This window comes from Kitasatospora sp. GAS204B (genome assembly GCF_029892155.1).
Taxonomy (GTDB): domain Bacteria; phylum Actinomycetota; class Actinomycetes; order Streptomycetales; family Streptomycetaceae; genus Kitasatospora.
The window spans coordinates 109206-129934 of sequence record NZ_JARZAG010000012.1; the positions used below are offsets into that span (position 1 = coordinate 109206).

Sequence of the window (20729 nt, forward strand, 5' to 3'; positions counted from 1 at the left end):
CCCGCCATGATCGCGCCCATCAAGGACCCCGGCTCGAATACCCGCGGTCTGCTCGCCTACCTCTACGGGCCCGGCCGCCACGACGAGCACCACGACCCGCACATCGTCGCCGGCTTCGCCATGCTCGGCATGCCCGACCCCGGCCGCGACGAGCGCGCCACGCTCACCGAACTCGCCCGCTACCTCGATGAGCCGGTCAAGCTCCGCAACAGCGAGCCCGGCAAGCCGGTCACCGACCACGTCTGGCACTGCCCCGTCCGCGCCGCCCCTGAGGACCGTTATCTCTCCGACGCCGAGTGGGGCGAGATCGCCGAGCGCATCGTCCGCGCCGCCGGCATCGCCCCCGAAGGTGACGACCTCGCCTGCCGGTGGATCGCGGTGCGCCACGCGGATGACCACATCCACATCCTCGCCACCAGCGTCCGCGAGGACGGCCGCCGTCCCAAGCTCCACAAGAGCGGCGAGCGCGCCGGAGCCGAGTGCCGCGAGATCGAGAGGAACTACGGCCTGCGTCAGCTCGGCACCGGCGACGGCACCGCCGCCAAGCGGCCGACCCAGGGCGAGATGCACAAGGCCAAACGCCTCGGCTGGGAACAGCCCGCCCGCGCATGGCTCGACGAGCGAATCCGCGCCGCCATCCCCCACGCCGCCAACATCGAGGAACTCCTCGCCTACCTCCAGGCCGAGGGCATCGAGGTCAAGCTCCGCCGCCTGCCCTCCGGCGACCTGGCCAGCTACTCCGCCGCCCACCCCGACGACCTGAAGAAGAACGGCCAGCCGAACTACATCCCCGGCAGCAAGATCGCCCCCGACCTGTCCCTGCCCCAGCTCCAGGCCCTCCTCGAAGACGGCCAGCCCGAGGAGCACCCCACCGCCCGCCGCAATCGGCCCGGCACCCCCTGGACACGCGCCACCGACGCCCTCGACGCCCTCGACACCCTCCACACCGACCTCGCCGACAGCGACCCGGCCGGCAGCGGCGACGGTGACGGCAGCCTCGCGCAGGCCCAGATCACCGCACTGGGCGAACTGATCGAGGCCACCTCCCAGACCGCACCCGCCGAACTACGCGCCGAACTACGAGCCGCCACAAGGACGTTCGCCCGAGCCCAGCGCTCCCAGATCCGCGCCGAACACCGCGCCGCAGCCGACCTGCGCCACGCCGCCCGTGACGTCATCCACGCCGCCGACGGCAAGGACGGCAGCACCCTCACGGTCCTTCTCGCCACCCTCGTCTGGGCCGCGATCCTCGCCGGACGCTGGCACCAGAGCCGAGGCCACCACCAGCAGGCCGAAGCCGCCAGCCAGGCCGTCCAGCACCTGCAGACCGCCTACGACCAGGCCGCCGCACCGCAACTCGCCGCCCTCGCCAACCGCCAGCCCAAGGAAGAAGTCTGCAACACCCTCGCCAGCGACGTCCGCTCCGCCGTGCCCGAGCACGCCACACGGATCCTCGCCGACCCCAACTGGCCCGCCCTGGCCACCGTCCTCGCCGACGCCGAAGCCAGCGGCCACCAACCCCGCCAACTCCTCACCGACGCCGCCGCCCGCCGCGAACTCACCACCGCCCGCCTACCCGCCAAGGTCCTCATCGGCCGCATCCAACACACCAGCCGCAACCCCGCACCCAACCGCACCGCCGAGGCAGCTCTCATGCGCTCCCGCGCCGCAAGGGCACTCCCCCGCCAGCCCACCGGCCCGCTGACCACCACGCCAGCCCCCATAACCGCCCTCCAGCCAACCGGGAATCAGCCCCGACGCCGCTGACCGCCAGCACCCGCACACCCGCCGCGCGACGAGATCCACGCCTCATCACGACGCCGACCAGCCACAAGGCCATCCGATCCACCCCGTCAGCAGGCCAACAGCACTGCTGAGATGTCGGTTTGATGTCTTCTGCGGCGGCCAGGAACCATCCCGGCCGCCGTACGTCTTGTGGTCCTTGCAACTCGCCACCAACGCGGAAGGACCGCATGACCGACTACGACCACGACTTCTACAACCCCCGCCTTGAGCCCTACCAGCCCGTCATCCGCGCCGTCCCCCACCCCGGCGAACTCGACGCCCGCGGCATCCCCATCACCTGCCTCAACTGCCACGCCCGCCGCGACTGGCTCCTCCTGAATGTCGGCCCCCAGGTCTTCGTCCGCTGCCGCTGCGCGGCCGAGTGGCCCGAGCCCGACCTCACCCGCGCCTACTTCGACCAGCACTACACCGAACCCGAACACGAGTGGGACGACTACGACACCGCCATGCGGGCACTCGCGTTCGACGGGCTGTTCGCGGGAGTGATTTGGAACTAGTGCGCTCAAGGCCGGGTGGGGCCAACGCTGTTCAGCGTTGGCCCCACCCACTTGCCGTGCTGGGAAAGGTGCACCAAACTCCCAGCCCCAGCCTGCTGACGCCATCACGCCGCAGTGACCGACCATCCGTAGCGGGAGAAGGAGGGACCTCCCTCCCGGTACGCGGCCAGGGCCTGCGCGGAGGTCGGGAACGCGGGCTCGGGGAAGCGGTCTACGGCAACCCACTGGGCGGCCAGGTGCTTGTCCGGCTCGGTGTTGGTCAGCTCGCCGGTCCAGGTGTCGGTAGCGAAGACGAAGAGGACGAACGGTCCGGCCAGGTCCCAGCCCTGTTCGACGTGGACGACGTGGACGAGAACGAGATCTGCCGGGTCGACGAGCAGGCCGGTCTCCTCCTTGAGTTCGCGGGCGGCGGCCTCGTCGAGGGCTTCGCCGGGCTCGGCCTTGCCGCCCGGGACGGTCCAGGCCGGCAGCGGGGACCAGTTGCGAGCGGCGTAGAGCACGGCGGGGATCGTGTCGGTGTCCTTGTCGTGGACGATCACGCAGACCGCGTTGCGGCTGTTCATCACGCTGGTGGTGGTCACGGTACCCACTCCTTGTCGAAGTGCCGGAGGATGTCGGCGAGCCAGGCGGGTGGCCGGGCTGGCTCCGCTTCTCGGATCGCTTGGGTGCTCAGCGCCCGAGCGTGAGGCGGTCGGCGTCGGTGCGGGAGAAGACCAGGTCGGTCATCTGCTCCGGGGTCTCGGTGCACCGGACGGGCGGCTGCGGCCGACGCATGGCCCGGGGGTAGGTGGCCGGGTCGTAGTCGTTGGTGAGCGTGTAGACGTGGAAGCCGTGCTCGCGCAAGGTGTCGATGATGCCGGCGGCGCTCTCGCCCTGCTTGGCCAGGAGCCTGGGGGTGACTTCCACGACCAGCTCCACGTCCTCACGCAGGTGTGGGATCGCGGGCAGCAGTCCCCTGACCGCTGCCGCCTCGGCGCCCTCGACGTCGATCTTGATGACCCGGGCGGTGGAGAGTTCGGCCTGGCTGACCAGCTCCGCGAGCGGCGCGGCTGGCACATGAAAGGCCGTGTGGACGTGGCGGGGCCGGATGGCGGTGGTGTGGCCGAGGTTGGCCGGGTCCTCCAGGTAGAGGGTGAGCGTGCCGGTGATGTCGGAGGCGGCTGCGCGGACCGCGCGGATGTTGGCTTGGTGGTTGGTGGTGGCCGCGACGGTCAGGTCGTCGTGGAACTGCGGGGTGGGCTCGATGGCGACGACTCGGCCGTGGGAGCCGACGGCGTGGGAGGCCAGGAGGCTGAACGCGCCGCGGTGGGCTCCGACGTCGATGAAGGTGTCCCCGGGCCGCAGGCAGTCGCGCAGGAAGGCGCTCAGGTTCGGCTCCCAATCGCCGAAGAGGTACTGGTAGCGCTGGATGACGTCGCTGGTGGTGACGGTGACCGTGTCGCCCGAGCGCAACCTGGCGGTGGTGTGGACAGGGTGGATCCGCAGGTGGTCGTCGAGGAAGCGGTCGACGAGCTGGGCCTTGCCGACGGTTCCGGGCGCGTGGCGGACGTAGGCCCGCAGGAGGCGGGCGAAGGCGGATGCGGGCACGCGTGTGCTCCTTCGAGTGGCGGCGGGTGCGGAACGCGGTTCCCGGGGTCCGCAGTGGTGGCAGACTTGCCGGTGAACGCTGGTGGCGGTGAGGGGAGTTGTCGGTGACCGATAGTGACTCGGTGGTGTTCCTGCTGGTGGGGCTCACCGGTTCGGGGAAGACGACCTACGCTCAGCGGGAGCTTGAGCCGCAGGGTGCTGTGCGGCTGTCGGTGGACGAGGTCGTCCACGAGCGGCACGGCCGGTACAGCGTCGACTACCCGGAGCACAGCTACTTCGAGAAGGAGGCTCCGGTCGTCGACGAGCTGCACGATCGGCTGGCCGAGCTGATCGGAGAGGGCCGGGACGTGGTCTGGGACCACGGGCTGTGGCCGCGCAAGGACCGCGACGCGATGAAGAAGCTGGTCGAGTCAGCCGGCGGCCGGTGGCGGCTGCTGTACTTCCCCGTCGAGCGGGACGAGCTGCTGCGCAGGCTGACCGAGCGCAACCGGCGGGGCGACGCGAACGCGCTGATCGTGACCCCTGAGGCTCTGGACGACTTCTTCGCCCGGTTCGAGGTGCCTCAGGGCGAGGGCGAGGAGATCGTGGAGCCGGGCCGGCTCTGACGAGGAGGGCGCCAGGCGGCGTGGATCTGGGCGGCTTCGGCGGCCCAGCCGTCGGGCAGGCCGTCGAGGGTGACGTGGCGGAAGCCCAGGCGGGGGTCGGAGACGTCGATGCGGCCCTGGTGGCGGTCGATGTGCTGCAGCAGGCGCGTGGCCTCGGTCCGGACGGCCGGGGTGTGCTCGGTCCAGGCGCCGGTCGTGAAGTGGTCGACGCGGCGACGCAGGTCATCCAGGACGCCGGAGCGCCACTTGAAGTGGTGGACGCATGCCAGCGCGTGCGGGTCGGGCTGGCGGCCGGGGGCGCGGTGGTTGCCGGAGGCGACGGCGACGTCGGAGAGCGCGAGGACGATCTTGCGGGGGTCTCCGTGCAGGAGGCGGTGGGTGAGGTGGCCGCCGAGCGGGAAGGCGCGGTCGAGCCCGCTCTCGGGGCGCCACAGGGCGAGGCGGCCGTCGGCACTGACGCGGTCGAGCATCAGGGCGCCCACCACCGCCCGGCCGTTCTCCTCCGCCGCCGTAGTGACCTCGGTGAGCGGGGCCGGGTAGGTGTGGAACTCGTCGGAGTCGGCGAGCAGGTGCCAACCCGGGCCCGCCTGTTCGCGCAGCGCGTCGCGCAGTTCGGTGTTGGTGTGCTCGTGCCACGGACCGGTGCTGACCTGGCCGGTGGGCAGGTCGAGTGCGCGGGCGGTGTCCAGCATCTGGTGGCGCCAGGCGCCGGGGACGTGCTCGGGGAAGTGGAAGGCGAGGTGGAAACGCTCGACGCCGAGCTGGCGGTAATGGGCGGTCCACGCGGTCAGCAGGGCCGGTTCGACCGGGCCGACCACGGCGACCAGGGCAGGGAAGGCGGGCGTCATCGGCACTCCTTGGCCAGGTCGGTGTAGGTGTCGGTGAGGTAGGCGGCCTGCTCGGTGGCCGGGAGCATGTCCAGCACCGCGGGGGCCTGCGGCCCCGGCCGCTCTGGCAGTCCGGCAGCCAGCCGGTCCAGTGCGGCGGCGAGGCTGTCCGGGTCGCCGGCCGGGAAGAGCCGGGCCCAGGGCTGCCCGGCGAGGCGCTCGGTCAGGTCCGGATCGTGGTCGGAGACGACCAGCGGCACCCCGAGCCGGGCGGCGTCCATGACCAGCCCGGACTCCTTGCCGATCCCGGGACGCCGGGCCACCAAGGCGGCGTCGGCGGCCGCGTAGACGAGCCGAAGGACGTCTTCGCCGACCGGGCCGGGCACGGTGTGGACCCGGACGAGGGGCAGGCGGTGCCAGCGTTCGAGTACCGCGTCGTCCAGCGGGGTGCCGCAGACCAGCAGGTGCAGCGGCTTGGTGAGGCGGGCCAGGGCGGCGTCGACGGTGGCGATGTCCTTGTACGGCCACCAGCCGCCGACCAGGCAGACCGCCCTCGCACCGGTGGGGATGGTGAAGGCGGAGCGGGCACCCTCGCGCTCGGCTTCGGTCAGGCACCGGCCGTCGTCGACCGCGAACGCCCGCACCCGGCCGGGCAGCCGGGGAAAACCCCGCTGGAGCTGGTCGCGGACCGCGCTGGTCGGGTACAGCGCGACCACGTGCTTCTCGCTCCGGCGGGCGAGCCGACCCAACCAGCGGAGCGGCCGGTCCTCGCTGGCGACCAGCTCGTGGACGAACCTCAGGTGCTGGCCGCCCCCGAGCAAGGCTGCGGCGCCGTGCAGGGCCTCGCTCGCGCTGAGGATCACCACCGCCGCCGGCTGCGGGGCGAGGTGGCGGGCGGTGCGAAGGCATGCCGCCTCGGTCAGGCAGCGGGCGACCAGGGTGACCTGGTGCGGCAGCCGACGCAGCCTCACCGGCCAGCGGCGAGAGCGGAAGAGCCGCTTACCGGCGGTCGAGACGCGTGCCGCCGCTCGCGCACCGGCCAGCAGGACCTTCGCCGCCGGACCCACCGGTCCGGCGGCGATGCAGGAGCCGGCCCGCAACAGCGGGCCGGGCCCGTCGGCGATCCCCTGCGGGGTGATGACCAGGGCACCCGGGCGAGCGGCGGCGAGCGCGGTCAGCGTGCGCTGGTGGTGCCCGCCACCGAGGTGCGCGTACGGCTCGATCAGGACCAGCGGCTCGGTCCTGGTGCTCATCCGGCGATCGCCTGTTCGCCGTGCAGTGCGGTGAAGTGCCGGTGCAGCCAGGTCGGGTCGTTGAGCGCCTCGAACCGCTTGGGGTCGCGGGCCGCCTGGTGGGCGAAGTCGCACCCGTCGCGGGCGCCGGCTGCCGCGTAGCGGGCGAAGTCGCCGTCCTTGCTGGTCGTCCAGGCCATGATGCGTTCCTGGGCGGAGGTGTCGGTCATGCCGTACTCGCTGCCGCGTGCGAGCATCGCGCACTCGCGGAAGCCCGCCTTCCAGGCGTGGAACGGACCCTGGTTGAACAGCGTGGTGCCTGCGGTGTGCTCGCTGAACTCAACGCGTCCGGGCAGTGCGGCGAGCACGTCGACGGCCTGGCCCATCTCCCGCAGCGCGCTGGTGCGGATCAGCTTGAGGCCGCCGTAGCCGTAGGTCAGGCCGTTGACCGGGTTGACGGCCCGCCAGACCCGCATCGACACCCCCTCGGCCAGCGGCTGCACTGTGGCCGCGGGGAAATCGGAGTCGATGGCGAAGTCGCCATCGGCGAGGAAGAACTGGTCGGTGTCGACCAGTTCGGTGGTGAGCCGGTAGGCGCGTCGCATCCCGCGGACTCCGTGCAGGCGCTTGACGGTGCCGCCCAGCACGCGGGCCAGGCGGGTGTGCAGGGAGTCGGCCAGCGGTTCGTCGTAGGAGAGCTGGACTGCGTCGAAGCCGGTCACTTGATCGCCTCCAGGTAGCGGGCGGCGACCGCCTCGGGTGTCAGATCGGCGGTGGAGGCGTATGCGCGCTTGGCGTGCAGCTGGTAGAACTCCGGGTCGGTGGCCAGGCGCCCGGCGATCCGGGCGGCCTGGTCGTCGGTGTCGAACAGCAGCTCGGGGTCGATGTGCTCGGCCAGCCAGCCAGTGCGCGGGCCGATCACGGGCAGGCCCATGGCCTGGCAGTCGATCACCGACATGGACCAAGGGCAGCCGGGCCGAAACGGCGCGATGCCGAAGTGGGATTCGGCGAGCAGGTTGCGGTAGCGCACGCGGTCGCCACGGTCGGAGGCGACCGCGACGCCGTCCACGGCGGCGAGCTCCTCCAAGTGCCGCTCGGGGCTGGGGTCCAGGCGGATGCGCTCGGGGCTGCGGGTGCCGAACAGGTCCATCACGGTGAGCCGCACCGGGGCCTCGGCGACGAGGTGGCGGGCGAGCTGGGTGAAGCGGTGGGTGCCGTAGTGGGCATACAGGCGGTGGTTGTAGATGCCGGTGGCCCGCCCTTCCGGCGGGGTGACGTCGGCCGGGTCGCGCACCAGGCGCACGTCCCTGGGTGCGGGGACCACGTGCAGCTTCTCGTCGAGCTCCACGCTGGTGCGGGCGGCGACCGCGGCGGTCCAGGAGGCGGCGGTGGAGGAGTGGACCAGGACGCGGTCGCAGGCCGCCAGGCCGGCGGCGAAGGCCAGCAGCACGCTGCGGCCCAGCCCGCCGTCGTCCATCGCCGGGTCCAGCTCCAGCGTGCCGGTGTCGGTGAAGGAGAACGGCAGGTAGTGGCAGTAGCCAGCGATCCGCGCGTCCACCCCTGCCTCCAGCAGGGCGGCGCGGATCGCTGGTGCGGCCTCGATCTGGTTAGCCACCACCACCTCGGGCCGGTGGCGCCGGAACAGCCGCACCAGGGCGCCCATGCCCGGGTTGAAGCGGGCTCGGTACTTGGTGGACGGCGAGGCGGTCCGCGTGAAGTGCACGCGCTCGTCGCCGGCCGGGACCGGCGAGGCCATGGTCACCTCCACCCCGGCATTGACCAGGGCCGGGGCGAGCAGGTCGGCGAAGGTGAAGCCGGAGTCGGCGGTCAGCCGGCTGGAGTTGGAGACGTTGAGCAGGTAGAGCAGACGCATGGGGTGCGACCTTCCTTCTCGGAGCCCGGGGCTCGACCCGGGTCGGTAAAAGAAGGAAACTGGCGAGCGGCACCGTGACAGAATGATGAATCGGGATCACTCACGGTTCATTCATCTCATCCGGCAGCCAGGGCGGGGGCGTTGATGGGCGCGCGGGACGAGGTCTTGACGGTTGAGCAGGCCGCGGAGGCGTTCGCTGCGGAGGTCGCCCACTGGCGCGAGGTGCGGGGCCTGTCCAAGCGGAAGTTGGCCATCAAGATGGGCTTCGACCCGTCGTACGTGAGCCACGTGGAGTCCGGACGGCACAAGCCCACCGAGGACTTCGCCCGCCGGGCCGAGGAGACCCTGAACGCGGGCAAGGCCCTGTGGAAGCGCTGGCTGGACTACGAGGCGGCCAGGAACCGGACGGCACCGGGTGCCGCCCCGCCGGCGCCCCGCCGGGCAGAGCAGCCGTACGCGACCGGCTCAGCGATCATCGTCGAGCACGACGCCGCCCGCCTGGACTTCGACGGCTCCAGCTACCGGCTGACGATGCGCCGGCTGCTGCGGAACACAGGCAGCGAGCCGATCACCCGCTACCTGATCCGCATCAGCGTCGACCGCTACCCCGGTGAGCCGGAGCGTTCCAACGCGCACTACCGCGAGCACCCGCTGACCTGGGAGGAGCTCGCGCTGACCGCGACCTGCCACGGGGAGGCGATGCGCTGGCAAGCCAAGCACGACCGCGACGCGTTCAAGGAGATCTGGCTGGTCTTCGAGAACGAGCATGGCCGCTTCCCGCTGTACCCGGGTGAGTCGGTGTGGATCGAGTACGCCTACTCGGTCGGTGAGGAGAAGTGGGGCCGCTGGTTCCAGCGCGCGGTCCGCCTGCCCACCGAGCACCTGGAAGTCGAACTCGCCTTCCCCGCCGAGCTCGACCCGGCGGTGTGGGGTACCGAGACGTCGATGACCGCCGAAGCGGTGCCGCTGCGGACCGCCCCGATCCGGCGCGAGGAGGATGGTTTGCGTCTCTTCGCCTGGAGCACGTCCACGCCCGCCCTCCATGCCCGGTACCGTCTGGAATGGCGTTTCCGGGCCCGACCCGAACGCGACACGACCCAAGGGGAGTTCAGGTGATCCAGGTGCGGCCCAGCGACCAGATGCGCGACCTCGGCGTCGTCCAGGAGGGCGCCCCCATCCTCGCCGAGCCCGCCCACCCCTTCGACCTGCCCACCGAGCGCCAGAGCGCCGAGGAGGCCGTCGAGAAGCTGTTCGCCGCGATGGAGCGCATCGGCCAGGTCCACCCCTTCGCCAAAGGCATGGGCATCGCGGCACCGCAGATCGGGATCGGCCGGGCCGCCGCCATCGTCCAGCCCGCCGACCCGGACACCCCGCCGATCGTCCTGCTGAACCCGCGCATCACTGACCGCTCCAACGAGGCAGACGAACAGTTCGAAGGCTGCCTGTCCTTCTTCGACGTACGCGGCCTGGTTCCCCGTCCACTGCGGATCACCGTGGAGACCACCAACCTGGACGGCCAGGCGATGGTCACCACCTACGAGCGCGGGCTCGCCCGCCTGATCCACCACGAGATCGACCACCTCGACGGCCTGCTGTACAGCGCGCGGATGAGGACCGGTGTCGAGCCCATCCCCGTCGAGCAGTACCGGCAGACCGGCCGTGCCTGGTCCTACGAGGAGTAGCCGATGCAGTAGAGCCAGCTGCGCCCTCGACGCTAGGCCGAGGGTTCCGTGCTCTCCTGGCTCTGGGACCGCGTATTTCGGCCAGATTTCCCGAACCTTCGATCAGGCAAGCACGAAACGTGTTAGCCGTTAGAGGCTGGGCGGTCACCAACAGGCCGCCGACCTCGGGTCTGGAAGGTAGGGGAACGAGTGACTCAGCCATTGGGCGGGGTGGAACTCTCTGCGGTCGTGCAGGGCTTGCGTGACGAGCTGCAGACGGCCGCATTGAACGGCGCGAGCGAACGCGTTGGCTTCGAGGTCGGAGAGATCCATCTGGAATTCACTGTGGAGATCCATACCGATGCCAACGCGAAGGCGGGCTTCAAAACTTGGGTTGTTACTGGTGACGCCTCGGCCTCCCGGGGACGGCGCCGGACCCACACGGTGTCCCTCACTCTCACACCCCGGGACCGCAGTACTGGTGCGTCACTAGATATCGCCAATGAACGAGCAGCCGACCTGTCGGCCTTCGCCCCGGAGCGAGAGCTGTGACGAAGAGGAGCAAGTGAGTGGGCTCTCTTTCCAGATACCGCATCGTCCTGGTCCAGGCAGTACAGCAGGGCAGCGGATACCTAATCAGCCCGCGCCTGGTGCTCACTAGCGCGCACGTCGTAAGCAGAGGAGCCGCGACAGCAGCGGTCCCGGGCGGGACCGGCGTGCACGCTTGCTCGGTGGTGTGGATTCGCCACGACAGCGCCTGCGATGCCGCTCTGCTGCTGGCTGAGAGCGATCTGGTCGAGCCCGACCGCCACCTCACCGATGTCCTCTGGGGGACGAGCGACGACCTCAGTGCCGTGCCGGGTTGTGAGGCTGTGGGTTATCCCGCAGTCTCGCGCTACGGAGACGGCCGCCCCGACACCGAACAGATTGTTGGAACTCTTAAGCCGGGATCCTCCCTGATGCGCGGCCGGCACGTACTTGACAGCGTTCATGCGGCGCCGCCAGCTGTCGGCGGAGCTTCGCCCTGGGCAGGACTGTCCGGGGCTGCCGTATTCGCTGGTGCCGTGCTGGCGGGGGTGGTGGCCGGCGACCCGAGCCATTGGGCCCACACCCGTGTCGACGCGATCCCCGTTGCAACACTCCTGGCCGACGCATCCTTCATGCAGACCCTCACCCATCACGTTGGCACGCCGCCCACCATTGTCTCGCTTCACGCCCAGCACGGCGATATGGCGCGTGACGCGGGCTACGCGTACATCTGCAAACCCATCTCGGAGACCAGTGCCAGCGACTTCGGCGCGCACAGGATCGCTGAGATCGAAGGCCATCCGCCGCAGGTCCCGTACATCCCACGCGAGAGTGATGCCGAACTCGACCGGAAAATGGACGCCATCGGCGCGGCTGGCGGTGTGCTCCTCGCCATCGGAGACTCCGCAGCAGGCAAGAGCCGATCCATGTTCGAAGCCATGAAGCGCAACTTCCCGTCGCGGAGCGTCTACTTCCCCGAGCCCGATGCGGATCTGCGGCACCTGGTCCCGGCGATGGTCGAAGAGTCGGCGATGCCTGGCGTGCTGTGGTTGGACGAGTTGCATCTATACCTGCGTCCCGACGGCCTCACACTCGCCGTGCTGGAAGGTCTCCGCCGAGCACGAGTAGTGATCTTGGGAACGCTAAGGTCCGAATACTGCGACCTGCTCAGCCGACCACCCGGATTGCAAGACTGGAATGAGCAGGTGCCTGGCATCTCTCGCGCGGCTTCGCTCATACTCCGGCGCGCGAGCCTCGTGGAACTGGAGCGCCGGTGGACAAAGACAGAGCGGGCGTCAGCCGCAGCCATGTCGGATCCGCGCGTAGATGAGGCGCTTCGGGCCGACCAAGCGCATGGCGTAGCTGAGTATCTCGCAGCTGGGCCTCAGGTGCTGGAGCAATGGAAGCGGGCGTTGCGCGTCGGCGGGCATCCGCGGGGAGCGGCACTGGTCGCGGCTTCCATCGACTTGGCGCGCACGGGCCTCGACGCGGCCTCGCCCGCGGAATCGATCGAGCGGCTCCATGAGTACTACCTTGAAGCCTCTGGCGGCGCCGCTCTTCGCCCCGAACCTCTGGGAGATGCTTGGCGGTGGGCTGCCACCATCTTGCTGGGCGTGACAAGCCCGTTGATCCCGGTTTCGGCAGATCGCTGGCGGCCGTTCGACTACCTGGTGTCCGATATGGCCCGACGCCACGATCCCGCGAGCATCCCTGACCACGTCTGGAACGAGGCCCTCGCCCTCGTAGATGACAAGCGTCGAACCCTGGTGACCATGACGGCGCGTGCCGCACGGAGATTCGATGTCGCCGCCTCCCTGTGGGCAACCCCTGCCGAGCAGGGGGACACCGACGCCATGAGCACCGTTGGCGCCATGCTCGCGCGAGGCGGGAGAGAGGCGGAGGCAGCCCAATGGTTCTTCAGAGCAGCGGAGTTGGGAGACCCTGCAGGGGCCCACAATATGGGCAGCCTGATGCAGCAACTGGGAGACCTCCAGTCAGCACGTGACTGGTACAGCCGAGCAGTCGCGACAGGGCTTGAGCAGTCCCACGGCCCACTCGGCACCGTCCTCGAGCGCATGGGGGACAAAGAAGGAGCCGTGGACCAGTGGAAGCGCGGCACCGAGTGCGGCGACGCGTTCAGCGCCTTCAGCTACGCGCAGTGGCTCCGTGGACGATGGGAGTCCAAAGAAGCCCTCGAGGCATTGCGCGCAGCAGCCGACGCGGACCTACCCATAGCGATGCTGTTCTACGCAGGAGCCCTCATCGCTGGACACCAGGTGGAAGCAGCCTCTGACTACTTGACGCGTGCCTACCGCACTTCCATCGAAGAAGCCCGCCTCGGGGATGCCGACCAGGCACATATGGCGGGCATCATCGCCAATGCCCTGGGCAATACCGACAGAGCGAAGCATTGGTGGGACGTGGCGCGAGCAGATGGATACGCGGGAACCTGGCAGATCATTGAAGCCGACGACGGAGTGCCTGGCCTGAAGGCGCTCGCAGTCAGCCAGGACACGCTCGAACGGCTCGGCCAAGATGAGATTCGTCTCCTCATGAGCACTCTATGGGCGGGTGACTGTTTGGACTGTGGCTACCACCTGGGAGAGGGGGCGCCTGCGCTTGAAATAACCGACGACTACAACCACGGACAGGCCACGATTTACCACCTAGGGCTGTGCCGGTTTCCTCGCTGGAACGACACTGCTCTGCGTGAGTACACACCATCGGCGGCCGTGAGTTGGCTCTCGATTGCCGTGGCCATTCCCGACGGTGCGGGAACGCTCTACCCTGCGATAGTGGTCAACCCGAGCCTTGAGCAAACACATCTCGTTCTTGAAGGGAGCGTCTGGAAAGTAGTTGGGCACGCGGAGGCCCGTAAGGACTCGCCTTTCTCACTAGGCGCTGAGCCACTGTGGAAGTCGCGAATTCCCAGCGCCGATCCACGGTTCGTAGCGCTACAGCTGCTTGAGGACGAGGTGTACCTGCAGTACACAGTGGAGACTTGGGCTGCCCACGTCACGGCCACGGTCGCCGAGCTCATCCGAGAACGGGACGGCTTGCTGCTGATCCTCACCTCCGGTTGGGGTCCAGAGGCTGCAGGGCCGGACGATATGCAAACGGCGCTCGAGTCTTTCGATGCTGTGCAGGTCTGGGTATCGCTGAACAGACAAGGTTGACGATGGCCCCTGCGTCGCACCGTCGCCCCGCGTCGGTGATCCGCAGATCGTCCGCTCGTCACCGCCAAGCAGAGCACGTGGTTACTTGCCTCTGATAGACGAATCGTTCGATGCTGGGCGGCTGGCATGGTCTCAGTTTTGGTCTCATTCACCACCGTCCAGCAAGATTCAGAAGCTGCTTCGGTGCCCCTTGCCGCGCTGGTCAGGACTCCTGCGGACTCTCACGAACAGCCCCGTGCAGAATTGGAAAGCGTGTTGGGGGCAACCCCTCACGAGTTCGAATCTCGTATCCTCCGCACCCGCCCGCCAGGGCAGACGAAGGCCCGGACTGTTCACCAGTCCGGGCCTTCGTCGTTCCCTCATGCCGGAGCTCCGCTTCGACCAACGTGTCGGCCCGCAGCGGAGCCGGCTGTTGCCTGCCGGTTTCGCGCACGCAGTGCCCGTGGTGGACCGGGTCCGCGTCCACGAGGAGGAACCCGAAGGGCTCGTGGGCTTCGAGACCCGCCCGACCGCCTGAGCGACACCGCCACCATCGCATTCACACAGCACTGGGTGCCCGGCGCCGGGCATCGCCCGAGAGCCTCCATCTCCCCGGACAGCTGCCGGCTCGGCGTGATCAGAGCCGAACGATGACCAGGGCGGTGTCGTCGGTGGCGCCGCCTACCGGCAGGAGGTCGTGCAGGAGTGCGTCGGCGAGGGGTTCTGGGGCGAGCCCGCGGTGGCACCTGAGGGAGTTGGCGAGGCGGGCGAGGCTGGTATCGATGTCCTCACGGCGGCGTTCGACCAGCCCGTCGGTATAGAGCACGAGCGTGTCGCCTTCGCTGAATGCGATGGCTGCCTCCGGACGGGGGACGGGTTCCGGGCGGGCACCGAGTGGCGGGTCGGTGGCCTGGTCCAGCAACTCGACGGTGCCGTCGGTGTGCAGCAGGCCCGGCGGGGGATGGCCTGCGCTGCTGTACTTGATCGTGTGCGTGTCCCAGTCGATGTGGGTCTCCACAGCCGTGGCGCTCTCGGCGCCATCGACCGAGCGGGCGTACAGGCCGAGAACCTCCAGCGCCTGGGCGGGGCCGCTGGCGACGAGTGAGGCCGCGCTCAACGCACTGCGGAGCAGACCCATGACACAGGCAGCGCTGAGGCCGTGACCGACGACGTCGCCGACGGCGACCCCGATGCAGTCGCCGGGCAGGTCGACCAGGTCGTACCAGTCACCGCACACGTTCAGCGCGCCTACGGCGGGCCGGTAGCGCACGGCAGCCCGGTGGTGGCCCACCGGTCTCGGGGCAGGCAGCATGGCCTCCTGCAGGGCGAGAGCCACTTCGCGTTCCCGGGCGTGGGCCTGCCGCAGCCGTTCGTTGATCTCCTGCAGCTCGCGGGCCCGCGTGTAGAGCTCGGCCTCCAGCACCCGTGCCCGGCCGCCGTCCGTGCCACCGCGGGCTTTGATGAGCTCGGTCACCTCCTCCACCCGGTGCACGAGCAGGGCCGCACGGCCGTCGGGCCCGAGCACGGCAGCGTTCACCGGGCTCCAGTACCGCTCCGTCCACGTACCCGGCCGCTCCAGGGACTCGACGTCGTAACGCTGCAGCGCCATGGCGTCACGCTCCCCGGTTTCCAGCACCCGCAGGAGCGACGCGCGCAGATTCCGCGCACCTGTCGCCGTCGAGTCGTTCGGGTTGTCGGGGAAGACGTCGAAGAGGTACTTGCCCACCAGCTGCTCACGTGTACGGCCGGACATACGCACGAACTCCTCGTTCGCGTCCGCGTACATCAGCTCAGGGGTCAGCAGCGCCACCATGCCAGGCAGTGCCTGAAACACGGCCGCATAGTCGATGTCCGCGCCTGTCATGCTCCGCCCGCCTCACCGTGCGCCGCAGTCATGTGGTTCAACGATAGGAGCAGGAGCGGGGAGGCTGCCGAGCGACGTCGTCGACGCGACCAGGGCGTACAGGTTGCCACTACCGGATCATGGTCCCAGTTCTGGAAGCGTGCTGGGGGCAACCCCTCACGCGTTCGAATCCCGTATTCTCCGCACCCGCCCGCCAGGGCAGACGAAGGCCCGGACGCCTCTGCGTCCGGGCCTTCGTCATGTCGCGGTGCCCACGCTGGGCGAGCGCTGCCGCTGGCGGACACCGGTACCCTCGTGGCACGGGCGTGCGGCGTGAAGGGATGGGAACGCGTGGACTGCGACGAGTTCGTCGAGTTGGTCACGGACTTCCTCGACGGCGCCCTGCCCGAGGCCGACGAAGCGCGCTTCGTCGAGCACCTCGCCGCCTGTGACGGATGCGAGGCGTATCTGGAGCAGTTCCGGCAGACCATCCACACCCTCGGCGTGCTCCCCGCCGACAGCCTGTCGGAGCAGGCGAAGGACCAACTGCTGACCGCCTTCCGTGGATTCCGGCGCGGGTAGCGGCTCCGCCTCAGCGAGACGAGTCGCGGAACGCGGCCAGCAGGATCGTCCTGCGCGCCGGCGGCAGGGCTGTCGGCAGGGGGGTGGGCAGGGCCGTCGGCTCGAGGAGCCGGATGATCTGCCGATGCTGTTCCAGCAGGGCCCGGCAGGACGGGCACCCATCCAGGTGGACGACGAGGAGCGTCTCGGACCTCTCGTCCAACGCGCCGTCGAGGTACCCGGTGACGAGCTCGACGAGCTCGGAGCAGGTCATGGCGCGTCCTGGTGCTGCGCGGCGGCGGCGCTGAAGTAGCTTTCGAGCCTCGTGCGCACCGCGGCTCGGGCCCGGTGCAGGATCACGCGCTGGTTGCCGGGGGAGATGTTCAGCATGTCGCAGACCTCGTCGGAGCCGTGGCCCTCGATGTCACGCAGCGTCACCACGATCCGGTGACGGTCGGGCAGCGCGGACAGGGCTTCGGCGAGGACGGCGCGGACCTCGGTGTTCAGCGCGGCGTCCTCCGGCAGCATCCAGGGCTGCGGTCGCTGCCCCGGGTTCCAGTGGCCGGGGTGGGGATCGGAGGACCGGAACCGTGACGGGTCGACGGTGGGCCCCTCGTCCTCGGGGAGCAGGCTGCTGAACGGCAGGGTGCGGCTCTCCTTGGCGCCCCGGGTCTTGGCGGTGTTCACCAGGATGCGGAACACCCAGGTCTTGAGCGAGGCGCGCCCCTCGAAGCGGGCGAGGCCCTGGATGACGGCGAGCCAGGCTTCCTGCACCACTTCCTCGGCCGTCGCGTTCGTGGACACGAACGACCTGGCCAGGCGCAGCATCGACGGTGACCAGCGGTCCAGGACGAGCGCGAAGGCCGCCTCGTCCCCGCCGCGAAGACGCTCCACCATCTCGTCGTCGGGCGGCAGTGGGACATCGCGTGCCACGAAGGCTCCTCGCGGTCGGGATACAGGGGCGCTCACCGCACGATACCCATCCCGTCTGGCCCTCCGCGCCGGCGGAAGGCTTTGGTAGGCAGTCAAACGCCGCCCGTGGCTTCCCAGTTCTGGCGGTGTCGGCACACCCGAGCTGTGCCGATACCGCGTCACGGCCGCCCCGGCGCCCGGCGTCCTGCCTGAGCGGCTCCCGGGTCGACGCTGTAACGCTGGGCCGGGAAGCGGGACTACTCCTGCGGACCGCGATGTGGCGACGGTCCCGAGGTCACCGCTCGGCGGTGACCTCGCTTGCCTCGCAGGGAGGGGAAGCCGATGTTCAGATCGACAACCGGCAGGAGGCGGCGGTCCGTTGCCGTGCTGCTGGCCATGTGCCTGGCAGGCGCGGTGAGCGTGCTGACCGCCGGGCCGGCCGCCGCGACGTTGGGTGATCTTCCGGTCATCACGTACAACATGCAGGGGGCCACCGCTGGTGGCGACAGCAAATGGACCACGACGGTCGGCGGCTATGCCGCTCGGGCCCAGATCGTCGTGCTCCAGGAAGTCGGCGCCGCGCCGCCGACCCCGGCTCAGGGAACGGCGCCGGTGGTCATACCTGCCGCGCAGTTGGCCAACGCGAACGCCGTGAACCTGCCGAACATCGGGGCGGCGAACCAGGTGACGCACTCGCAGTGGACGAGCGGCATGACCAACCTGGACGTCTACTTCCTCCAGACCGATCCCAACAGCAACACCGCCATCGGACAGCCGCGATACCTGGGCGGCCGGAACAATCTCGCGATCGTCGCGCACCGGGCGGCCGACGCGGTCGCCGCGATTCCGAACCCGACCGGTCATGGCCGGGCGCCCCTGGGTCTGCTGTACGGCACCACCTGGTACTTCGATGTCCATGCACGGTCGGACACCGGCGGCGGCGATGCCCCTGCCCTGGTCAACGCGATCAGGACCTTCGTGACCGGGCGGAACAGGGTCGAGGCCTGGGCGGCCATCGGCGACTTCAACCGGGAGCCCAGCAGTCTCCAGATTCCCGTCGGCTCGGCCCGTGCCACCACGGGGCAGGCGACCCAGCAGTCGGGAGGCGAACTCGACTACGCCGTCTACACCACCGGTGCCGCGCCGGCCGTGACCGAGCGGCTGACCGGCGCCTCGGCCGACCACTACGCGGTCGGGTTCGGGCCGCTGCGCGCGGCGGCCGAGCCGACGCAGCTGTTCACCTCGCCGTCCGGCGCCCCGATACCCCAGGCGATCGAGAACATGCAGGCCGGGGGAGTGCTGGACGTCGACCGGCAGGGCACCGCGAACCTGACCCCGATCGTCGGCTACCACCGCAACGGCGGTGCCAACCAGAGCTGGAAAGTGAACTTCTACACCGACACACCCAAGGAGGAGGTCACCTTCCAGGGGACGGGGAGCGGTCGCTGCATCGACATCACCCACAGCGACCGGAACCCCGGGGCCGGCACCCCGCTCTCGCTGTACGACTGCACCGGCCAGCCGAGCCAGCGCTGGGTACCGCTCTACCTGGGCAACAGTCAGTACGAGTTCCTGAGCGCGTTCCTGCCCGGTCTGTGCATGAACCTCAGTGGCGGCCAGAGCGACCCGAACAACAAGACGAACACGATCCTCTACTCCTGCGACAACACGCCCAACGAGCGGTTCATCTTCACGCCGACCTACACCCCGGCGAACGCGAACGTCCCGGTGCAGAAACCGCCTTCGGACCCGATCGCCCTGGAGTCCATCGGGGACGGCGGGATCATGGACGTGTCGGGAGGCGGGACGACGAACGACTCGAGGGTCATCTCCTACCACCGCGACCTCATGGTCAACCAGGGCTGGAACGTGGTGCCCTATCCTGACGCGTCGGTGTCCTTTCGGGGTGTGGGCAGCGGCAGGTGCCTGGACATCCACAACAGCACGTCGGCCGTGAGCGGACGGGAGCTGGTGATCTACAACTGCTCGGGTCAGCAGAGCCAGCGATGGCAACCCGAACCGCAGAACAACGGCACGACCCTGTTCGTCAGCGTTCTCAACCACAGCCTCTGCCTGGACGTCGCGGGCAACCCCCAGGATCCGAGCCGGGGTTACCTGGACGTCTACACCTGCAACTTCCAGCCCAACCAGGACTGGTTCTACACGCCCTTCGACCCCGCCGGTGCGCCGACCGCCGATCACGACGGGCCCGACGACTCCGGCGGTGGTGGTGACACCTTCGAGAACCTGACGGTGCAGCCGCCGAACCCTGGCAAGCCCGCCCAGCGGATCGCCTACTACACGAGCTGGTCGACCTACGCCAACGCCTTCTACCCGAAGAATCTGGACACCGAGGGTATCGCCGGCAGGCTGACGGTGCTGAACTACGCGTTCGAGAACATCGACCCGGTCAACCTGACCTGCTTCGCGGCCAACAAGCCGTCGGTGAGCGACCCGAACAGCGTCTCCGGCAACGACGGGTCCTCCGACGCGTACGCCGACTACCAGAAGGAGTACACCGCCGGCACCAGCGTCAACGGCAAGGCCGACACCTACAGCCAGCCCTTGCGCGGCAACTTCCAGCAGCTCAAGGAGCTGAAGGCCAAGTACCCGAACGTGAAGATGCTGGTGTCGCTCGGCGGGTACACCTACTCGAAGTACTTCTCCAAGGTCGCGGCGACGGCTGCGTCCCGGCAGAAGTTCGTCAGCTCGTGCATCAACCTGTACATCAAGGGCAACCTGCCCAAGCTCGCCCCTGACCCGGCCGGCGGCCCGGGTGCGGCCGCGGGCATCTTCGACGGCTTCGACCTGGACTGGGAGTTCCCGGGAACCGACCTGGGCCACGTCGGCAACTTCCACTCCCCGCAGGACGGTGCGAACTACGTCGCCTTGCTGCAGGAGTTCCGTACCCAGCTGAACGCCCTGGGCGGCGGCAAGCACTACCTGACGACCGCCGTCCTGCCCGCCGGTCCGGCCAACATCGCCCAACTGCAGCCCGCGGCCATGAGCCAGTACCTCGACTTCGGCACCGTCGAGGCCTACGACTACCACGGCGCCTTCGACACGCACGGGCCGACCAACGCCCAGGCACCCCTGTACGACTCGCCGTCCAGCCCGGCGGCCGGAACGGGGTTCACGGTGGACGCCTCCGTCAACACCCTTCTGCAGCGAGGCTTCCCCGCCGGCAAGATGATCCTCGGCGTCCCGCTGTACGGCCGGGGCTGGACCGGGGTACCCGCCGGCACGACCCACGGCCTGTACCAGAGCGTGACCGGGCCGACGGCAGCGTTCGCCGACTCCGCGCAGCCGGGCGTGGCGGACTACAAGGAGCTGAAGGCGGCAGGCAAGATCACGACCGCCCACACGTTCTTCGACCAGACCACGGACAGTGCGTGGATCTATGACGGAACGAACTTCTGGAGCATAGAGAGCCCGCAGTCGCTGGCCTTCAAGCGTCAGTACATCGGCGACAAGGGGCTTGCGGGCGTCATGATGTACTCCCTCGAGTCCGACGACCCGGCAGCCACCCTCGTCAAGGCGGCCACCGGCACGGGCTGATCCGACGCCGAGGGGTCCGCGTGGCGTTCACGCGCGGCGCGGGCCCTCGGGCGCCGGCTGGCCCGGACCGCTCGGCGGTCCGGG

The 20729-nt window shown here is 69.5% G+C and carries 18 protein-coding genes; 9 read left to right on the plus strand and 9 right to left on the minus strand.

The window, feature by feature from the left end; genetic code table 11:
* The first annotated feature begins 6 nt into the window (after window positions 1-6).
* Together P3T41_RS18395 and P3T41_RS18400 are read left to right on the plus strand one after the other, a co-directional pair.
* A complete protein-coding gene (locus tag P3T41_RS18395; protein WP_280690979.1) occupies window positions 7-1767 on the plus strand; it encodes a mobilization protein in 1761 nt (586 codons plus the stop codon).
* 206 nt (window positions 1768-1973) lie between these two features.
* Entirely contained in the window at window positions 1974-2303 is a 330-nt protein-coding gene (locus P3T41_RS18400) for a hypothetical protein (RefSeq protein ID WP_280690980.1), read from the plus strand.
* A gap of 104 nt (window positions 2304-2407) precedes the next feature.
* Here the strand turns inward: P3T41_RS18400 and P3T41_RS18405 are convergent, their stop codons facing one another.
* Both P3T41_RS18405 and P3T41_RS18410 read right to left on the minus strand, forming a co-directional pair.
* Entirely contained in the window at window positions 2408-2884 is a 477-nt protein-coding gene (locus P3T41_RS18405) for an NUDIX hydrolase (protein ID WP_280690981.1), read from the minus strand.
* A gap of 88 nt (window positions 2885-2972) precedes the next feature.
* Window positions 2973-3890 carry an FkbM family methyltransferase gene (locus P3T41_RS18410; protein ID WP_280690982.1) on the minus strand — a complete coding sequence of 306 codons (918 nt, stop codon included), beginning with the start codon at window positions 3888-3890 and terminating at the stop codon, window positions 2973-2975.
* A 104-nt stretch (window positions 3891-3994) separates the two neighbouring features.
* Here P3T41_RS18410 and P3T41_RS18415 point away from each other — a divergent pair, with 104 nt between their 5' ends.
* Entirely contained in the window at window positions 3995-4495 is a 501-nt protein-coding gene (locus P3T41_RS18415) for an ATP-binding protein (RefSeq protein ID WP_280690983.1), read from the plus strand.
* Here P3T41_RS18415 and P3T41_RS18420 read toward each other — a convergent pair.
* From P3T41_RS18420 to P3T41_RS18435, 4 genes are read right to left on the minus strand one after another with little or no spacing between them, the layout of a single operon-like run.
* Window positions 4453-5343, minus strand: coding sequence for a glycosyltransferase family 2 protein (locus P3T41_RS18420; RefSeq protein ID WP_280690984.1), 891 nt, complete (start codon window positions 5341-5343; stop codon window positions 4453-4455). The two genes, P3T41_RS18415 and P3T41_RS18420, sit on opposite strands and share 43 nt — an antisense overlap.
* Window positions 5340-6575, minus strand: coding sequence for a glycosyltransferase (locus P3T41_RS18425; protein ID WP_280690986.1), 1236 nt, complete (start codon window positions 6573-6575; stop codon window positions 5340-5342). Before P3T41_RS18425 ends, P3T41_RS18420 begins: the two co-directional genes overlap by 4 nt.
* Window positions 6572-7276, minus strand: a complete 705-nt coding sequence (locus P3T41_RS18430; protein ID WP_280690987.1) for a hypothetical protein — start codon at window positions 7274-7276, stop codon at window positions 6572-6574. Before P3T41_RS18430 ends, P3T41_RS18425 begins: the two co-directional genes overlap by 4 nt.
* Window positions 7273-8427, minus strand: a complete 1155-nt coding sequence (locus P3T41_RS18435) for a glycosyltransferase (RefSeq protein WP_280690988.1) — start codon at window positions 8425-8427, stop codon at window positions 7273-7275. Before P3T41_RS18435 ends, P3T41_RS18430 begins: the two co-directional genes overlap by 4 nt.
* A gap of 165 nt (window positions 8428-8592) precedes the next feature.
* Between P3T41_RS18435 and P3T41_RS18440 the strand changes: the two genes are divergently transcribed.
* The 4 genes from P3T41_RS18440 (at window position 8593) to P3T41_RS18455 (ending at window position 13792) form a co-directional block, all read left to right on the plus strand.
* Window positions 8593-9543, plus strand: coding sequence for a helix-turn-helix transcriptional regulator (locus P3T41_RS18440; protein WP_280690989.1), 951 nt, complete (start codon window positions 8593-8595; stop codon window positions 9541-9543).
* Entirely contained in the window at window positions 9540-10109 is a 570-nt protein-coding gene (locus P3T41_RS18445; protein ID WP_280690991.1) for a peptide deformylase, read from the plus strand. Before P3T41_RS18440 ends, P3T41_RS18445 begins: the two co-directional genes overlap by 4 nt.
* A 189-nt stretch (window positions 10110-10298) precedes the next feature.
* Complete coding sequence (locus tag P3T41_RS18450; protein ID WP_280690992.1) at window positions 10299-10640, plus strand: trypco2 family protein; 342 nt, start codon at window positions 10299-10301, stop codon at window positions 10638-10640.
* A gap of 179 nt (window positions 10641-10819) precedes the next feature.
* Window positions 10820-13792: a serine protease gene (locus tag P3T41_RS18455; RefSeq protein ID WP_280690993.1), complete on the plus strand. Its 2973-nt coding sequence runs from the start codon at window positions 10820-10822 to the stop codon at window positions 13790-13792.
* 616 nt (window positions 13793-14408) lie between these two features.
* Here the strand turns inward: P3T41_RS18455 and P3T41_RS18460 are convergent.
* On the minus strand, window positions 14409-15635 hold the full coding sequence (locus P3T41_RS18460) for a SpoIIE family protein phosphatase (protein WP_280690994.1): 1227 nt from the start codon (window positions 15633-15635) through the stop codon (window positions 14409-14411).
* A 330-nt stretch (window positions 15636-15965) separates the two neighbouring features.
* Between P3T41_RS18460 and P3T41_RS18465 the strand changes: the two genes are divergently transcribed.
* Window positions 15966-16196 carry a zf-HC2 domain-containing protein gene (locus P3T41_RS18465; RefSeq protein WP_280690995.1) on the plus strand — a complete coding sequence of 77 codons (231 nt, stop codon included), beginning with the start codon at window positions 15966-15968 and terminating at the stop codon, window positions 16194-16196.
* A 10-nt stretch (window positions 16197-16206) separates the two neighbouring features.
* Here the strand turns inward: P3T41_RS18465 and P3T41_RS18470 are convergent, their stop codons facing one another.
* Both P3T41_RS18470 and P3T41_RS18475 read right to left on the minus strand, forming a co-directional pair.
* The gene (locus P3T41_RS18470) at window positions 16207-16449 is read right to left on the minus strand and encodes a zf-HC2 domain-containing protein (RefSeq protein WP_280690996.1); all 243 of its coding nucleotides are present in this window, start codon (window positions 16447-16449) and stop codon (window positions 16207-16209) included.
* On the minus strand, window positions 16446-17108 hold the full coding sequence (locus P3T41_RS18475; protein WP_280690997.1) for a sigma-70 family RNA polymerase sigma factor: 663 nt from the start codon (window positions 17106-17108) through the stop codon (window positions 16446-16448). The genes P3T41_RS18470 and P3T41_RS18475 overlap by 4 nt, the downstream gene beginning before the upstream one ends.
* Before the next feature lie 321 nt (window positions 17109-17429).
* On the opposite strand from P3T41_RS18475, the gene P3T41_RS18480 reads away from it, so the two are divergent.
* Window positions 17430-20645 (plus strand): glycosyl hydrolase family 18 protein, encoded by a 3216-nt coding sequence (locus tag P3T41_RS18480; protein ID WP_280690999.1) that lies wholly within the window; start codon window positions 17430-17432, stop codon window positions 20643-20645.
* Window positions 20646-20729: the final 84 nt, after the last annotated feature.

What these genes read in the sequence shown, in the direction of transcription:
- P3T41_RS18395 (WP_280690979.1), top strand. Translation starts at nt 7, where the DNA reads ATGATCGCGCCCATCAAGGACCCCGGCTCGAATACCCGCGGTCTGCTC.
- P3T41_RS18400 (WP_280690980.1), top strand. Translation starts at nt 1,974, where the DNA reads ATGACCGACTACGACCACGACTTCTACAACCCCCGCCTTGAGCCCTAC.
- P3T41_RS18420 (WP_280690984.1), bottom strand. Translation starts at nt 5,343, where the DNA reads ATGACGCCCGCCTTCCCTGCCCTGGTCGCCGTGGTCGGCCCGGTCGAA.
- P3T41_RS18425 (WP_280690986.1), bottom strand. Translation starts at nt 6,575, where the DNA reads ATGAGCACCAGGACCGAGCCGCTGGTCCTGATCGAGCCGTACGCGCAC.
- P3T41_RS18435 (WP_280690988.1), bottom strand. Translation starts at nt 8,427, where the DNA reads ATGCGTCTGCTCTACCTGCTCAACGTCTCCAACTCCAGCCGGCTGACC.
- P3T41_RS18460 (WP_280690994.1), bottom strand. Translation starts at nt 15,635, where the DNA reads ATGACAGGCGCGGACATCGACTATGCGGCCGTGTTTCAGGCACTGCCT.
- P3T41_RS18470 (WP_280690996.1), bottom strand. Translation starts at nt 16,449, where the DNA reads ATGACCTGCTCCGAGCTCGTCGAGCTCGTCACCGGGTACCTCGACGGC.
- P3T41_RS18480 (WP_280690999.1), top strand. Translation starts at nt 17,430, where the DNA reads ATGTTCAGATCGACAACCGGCAGGAGGCGGCGGTCCGTTGCCGTGCTG.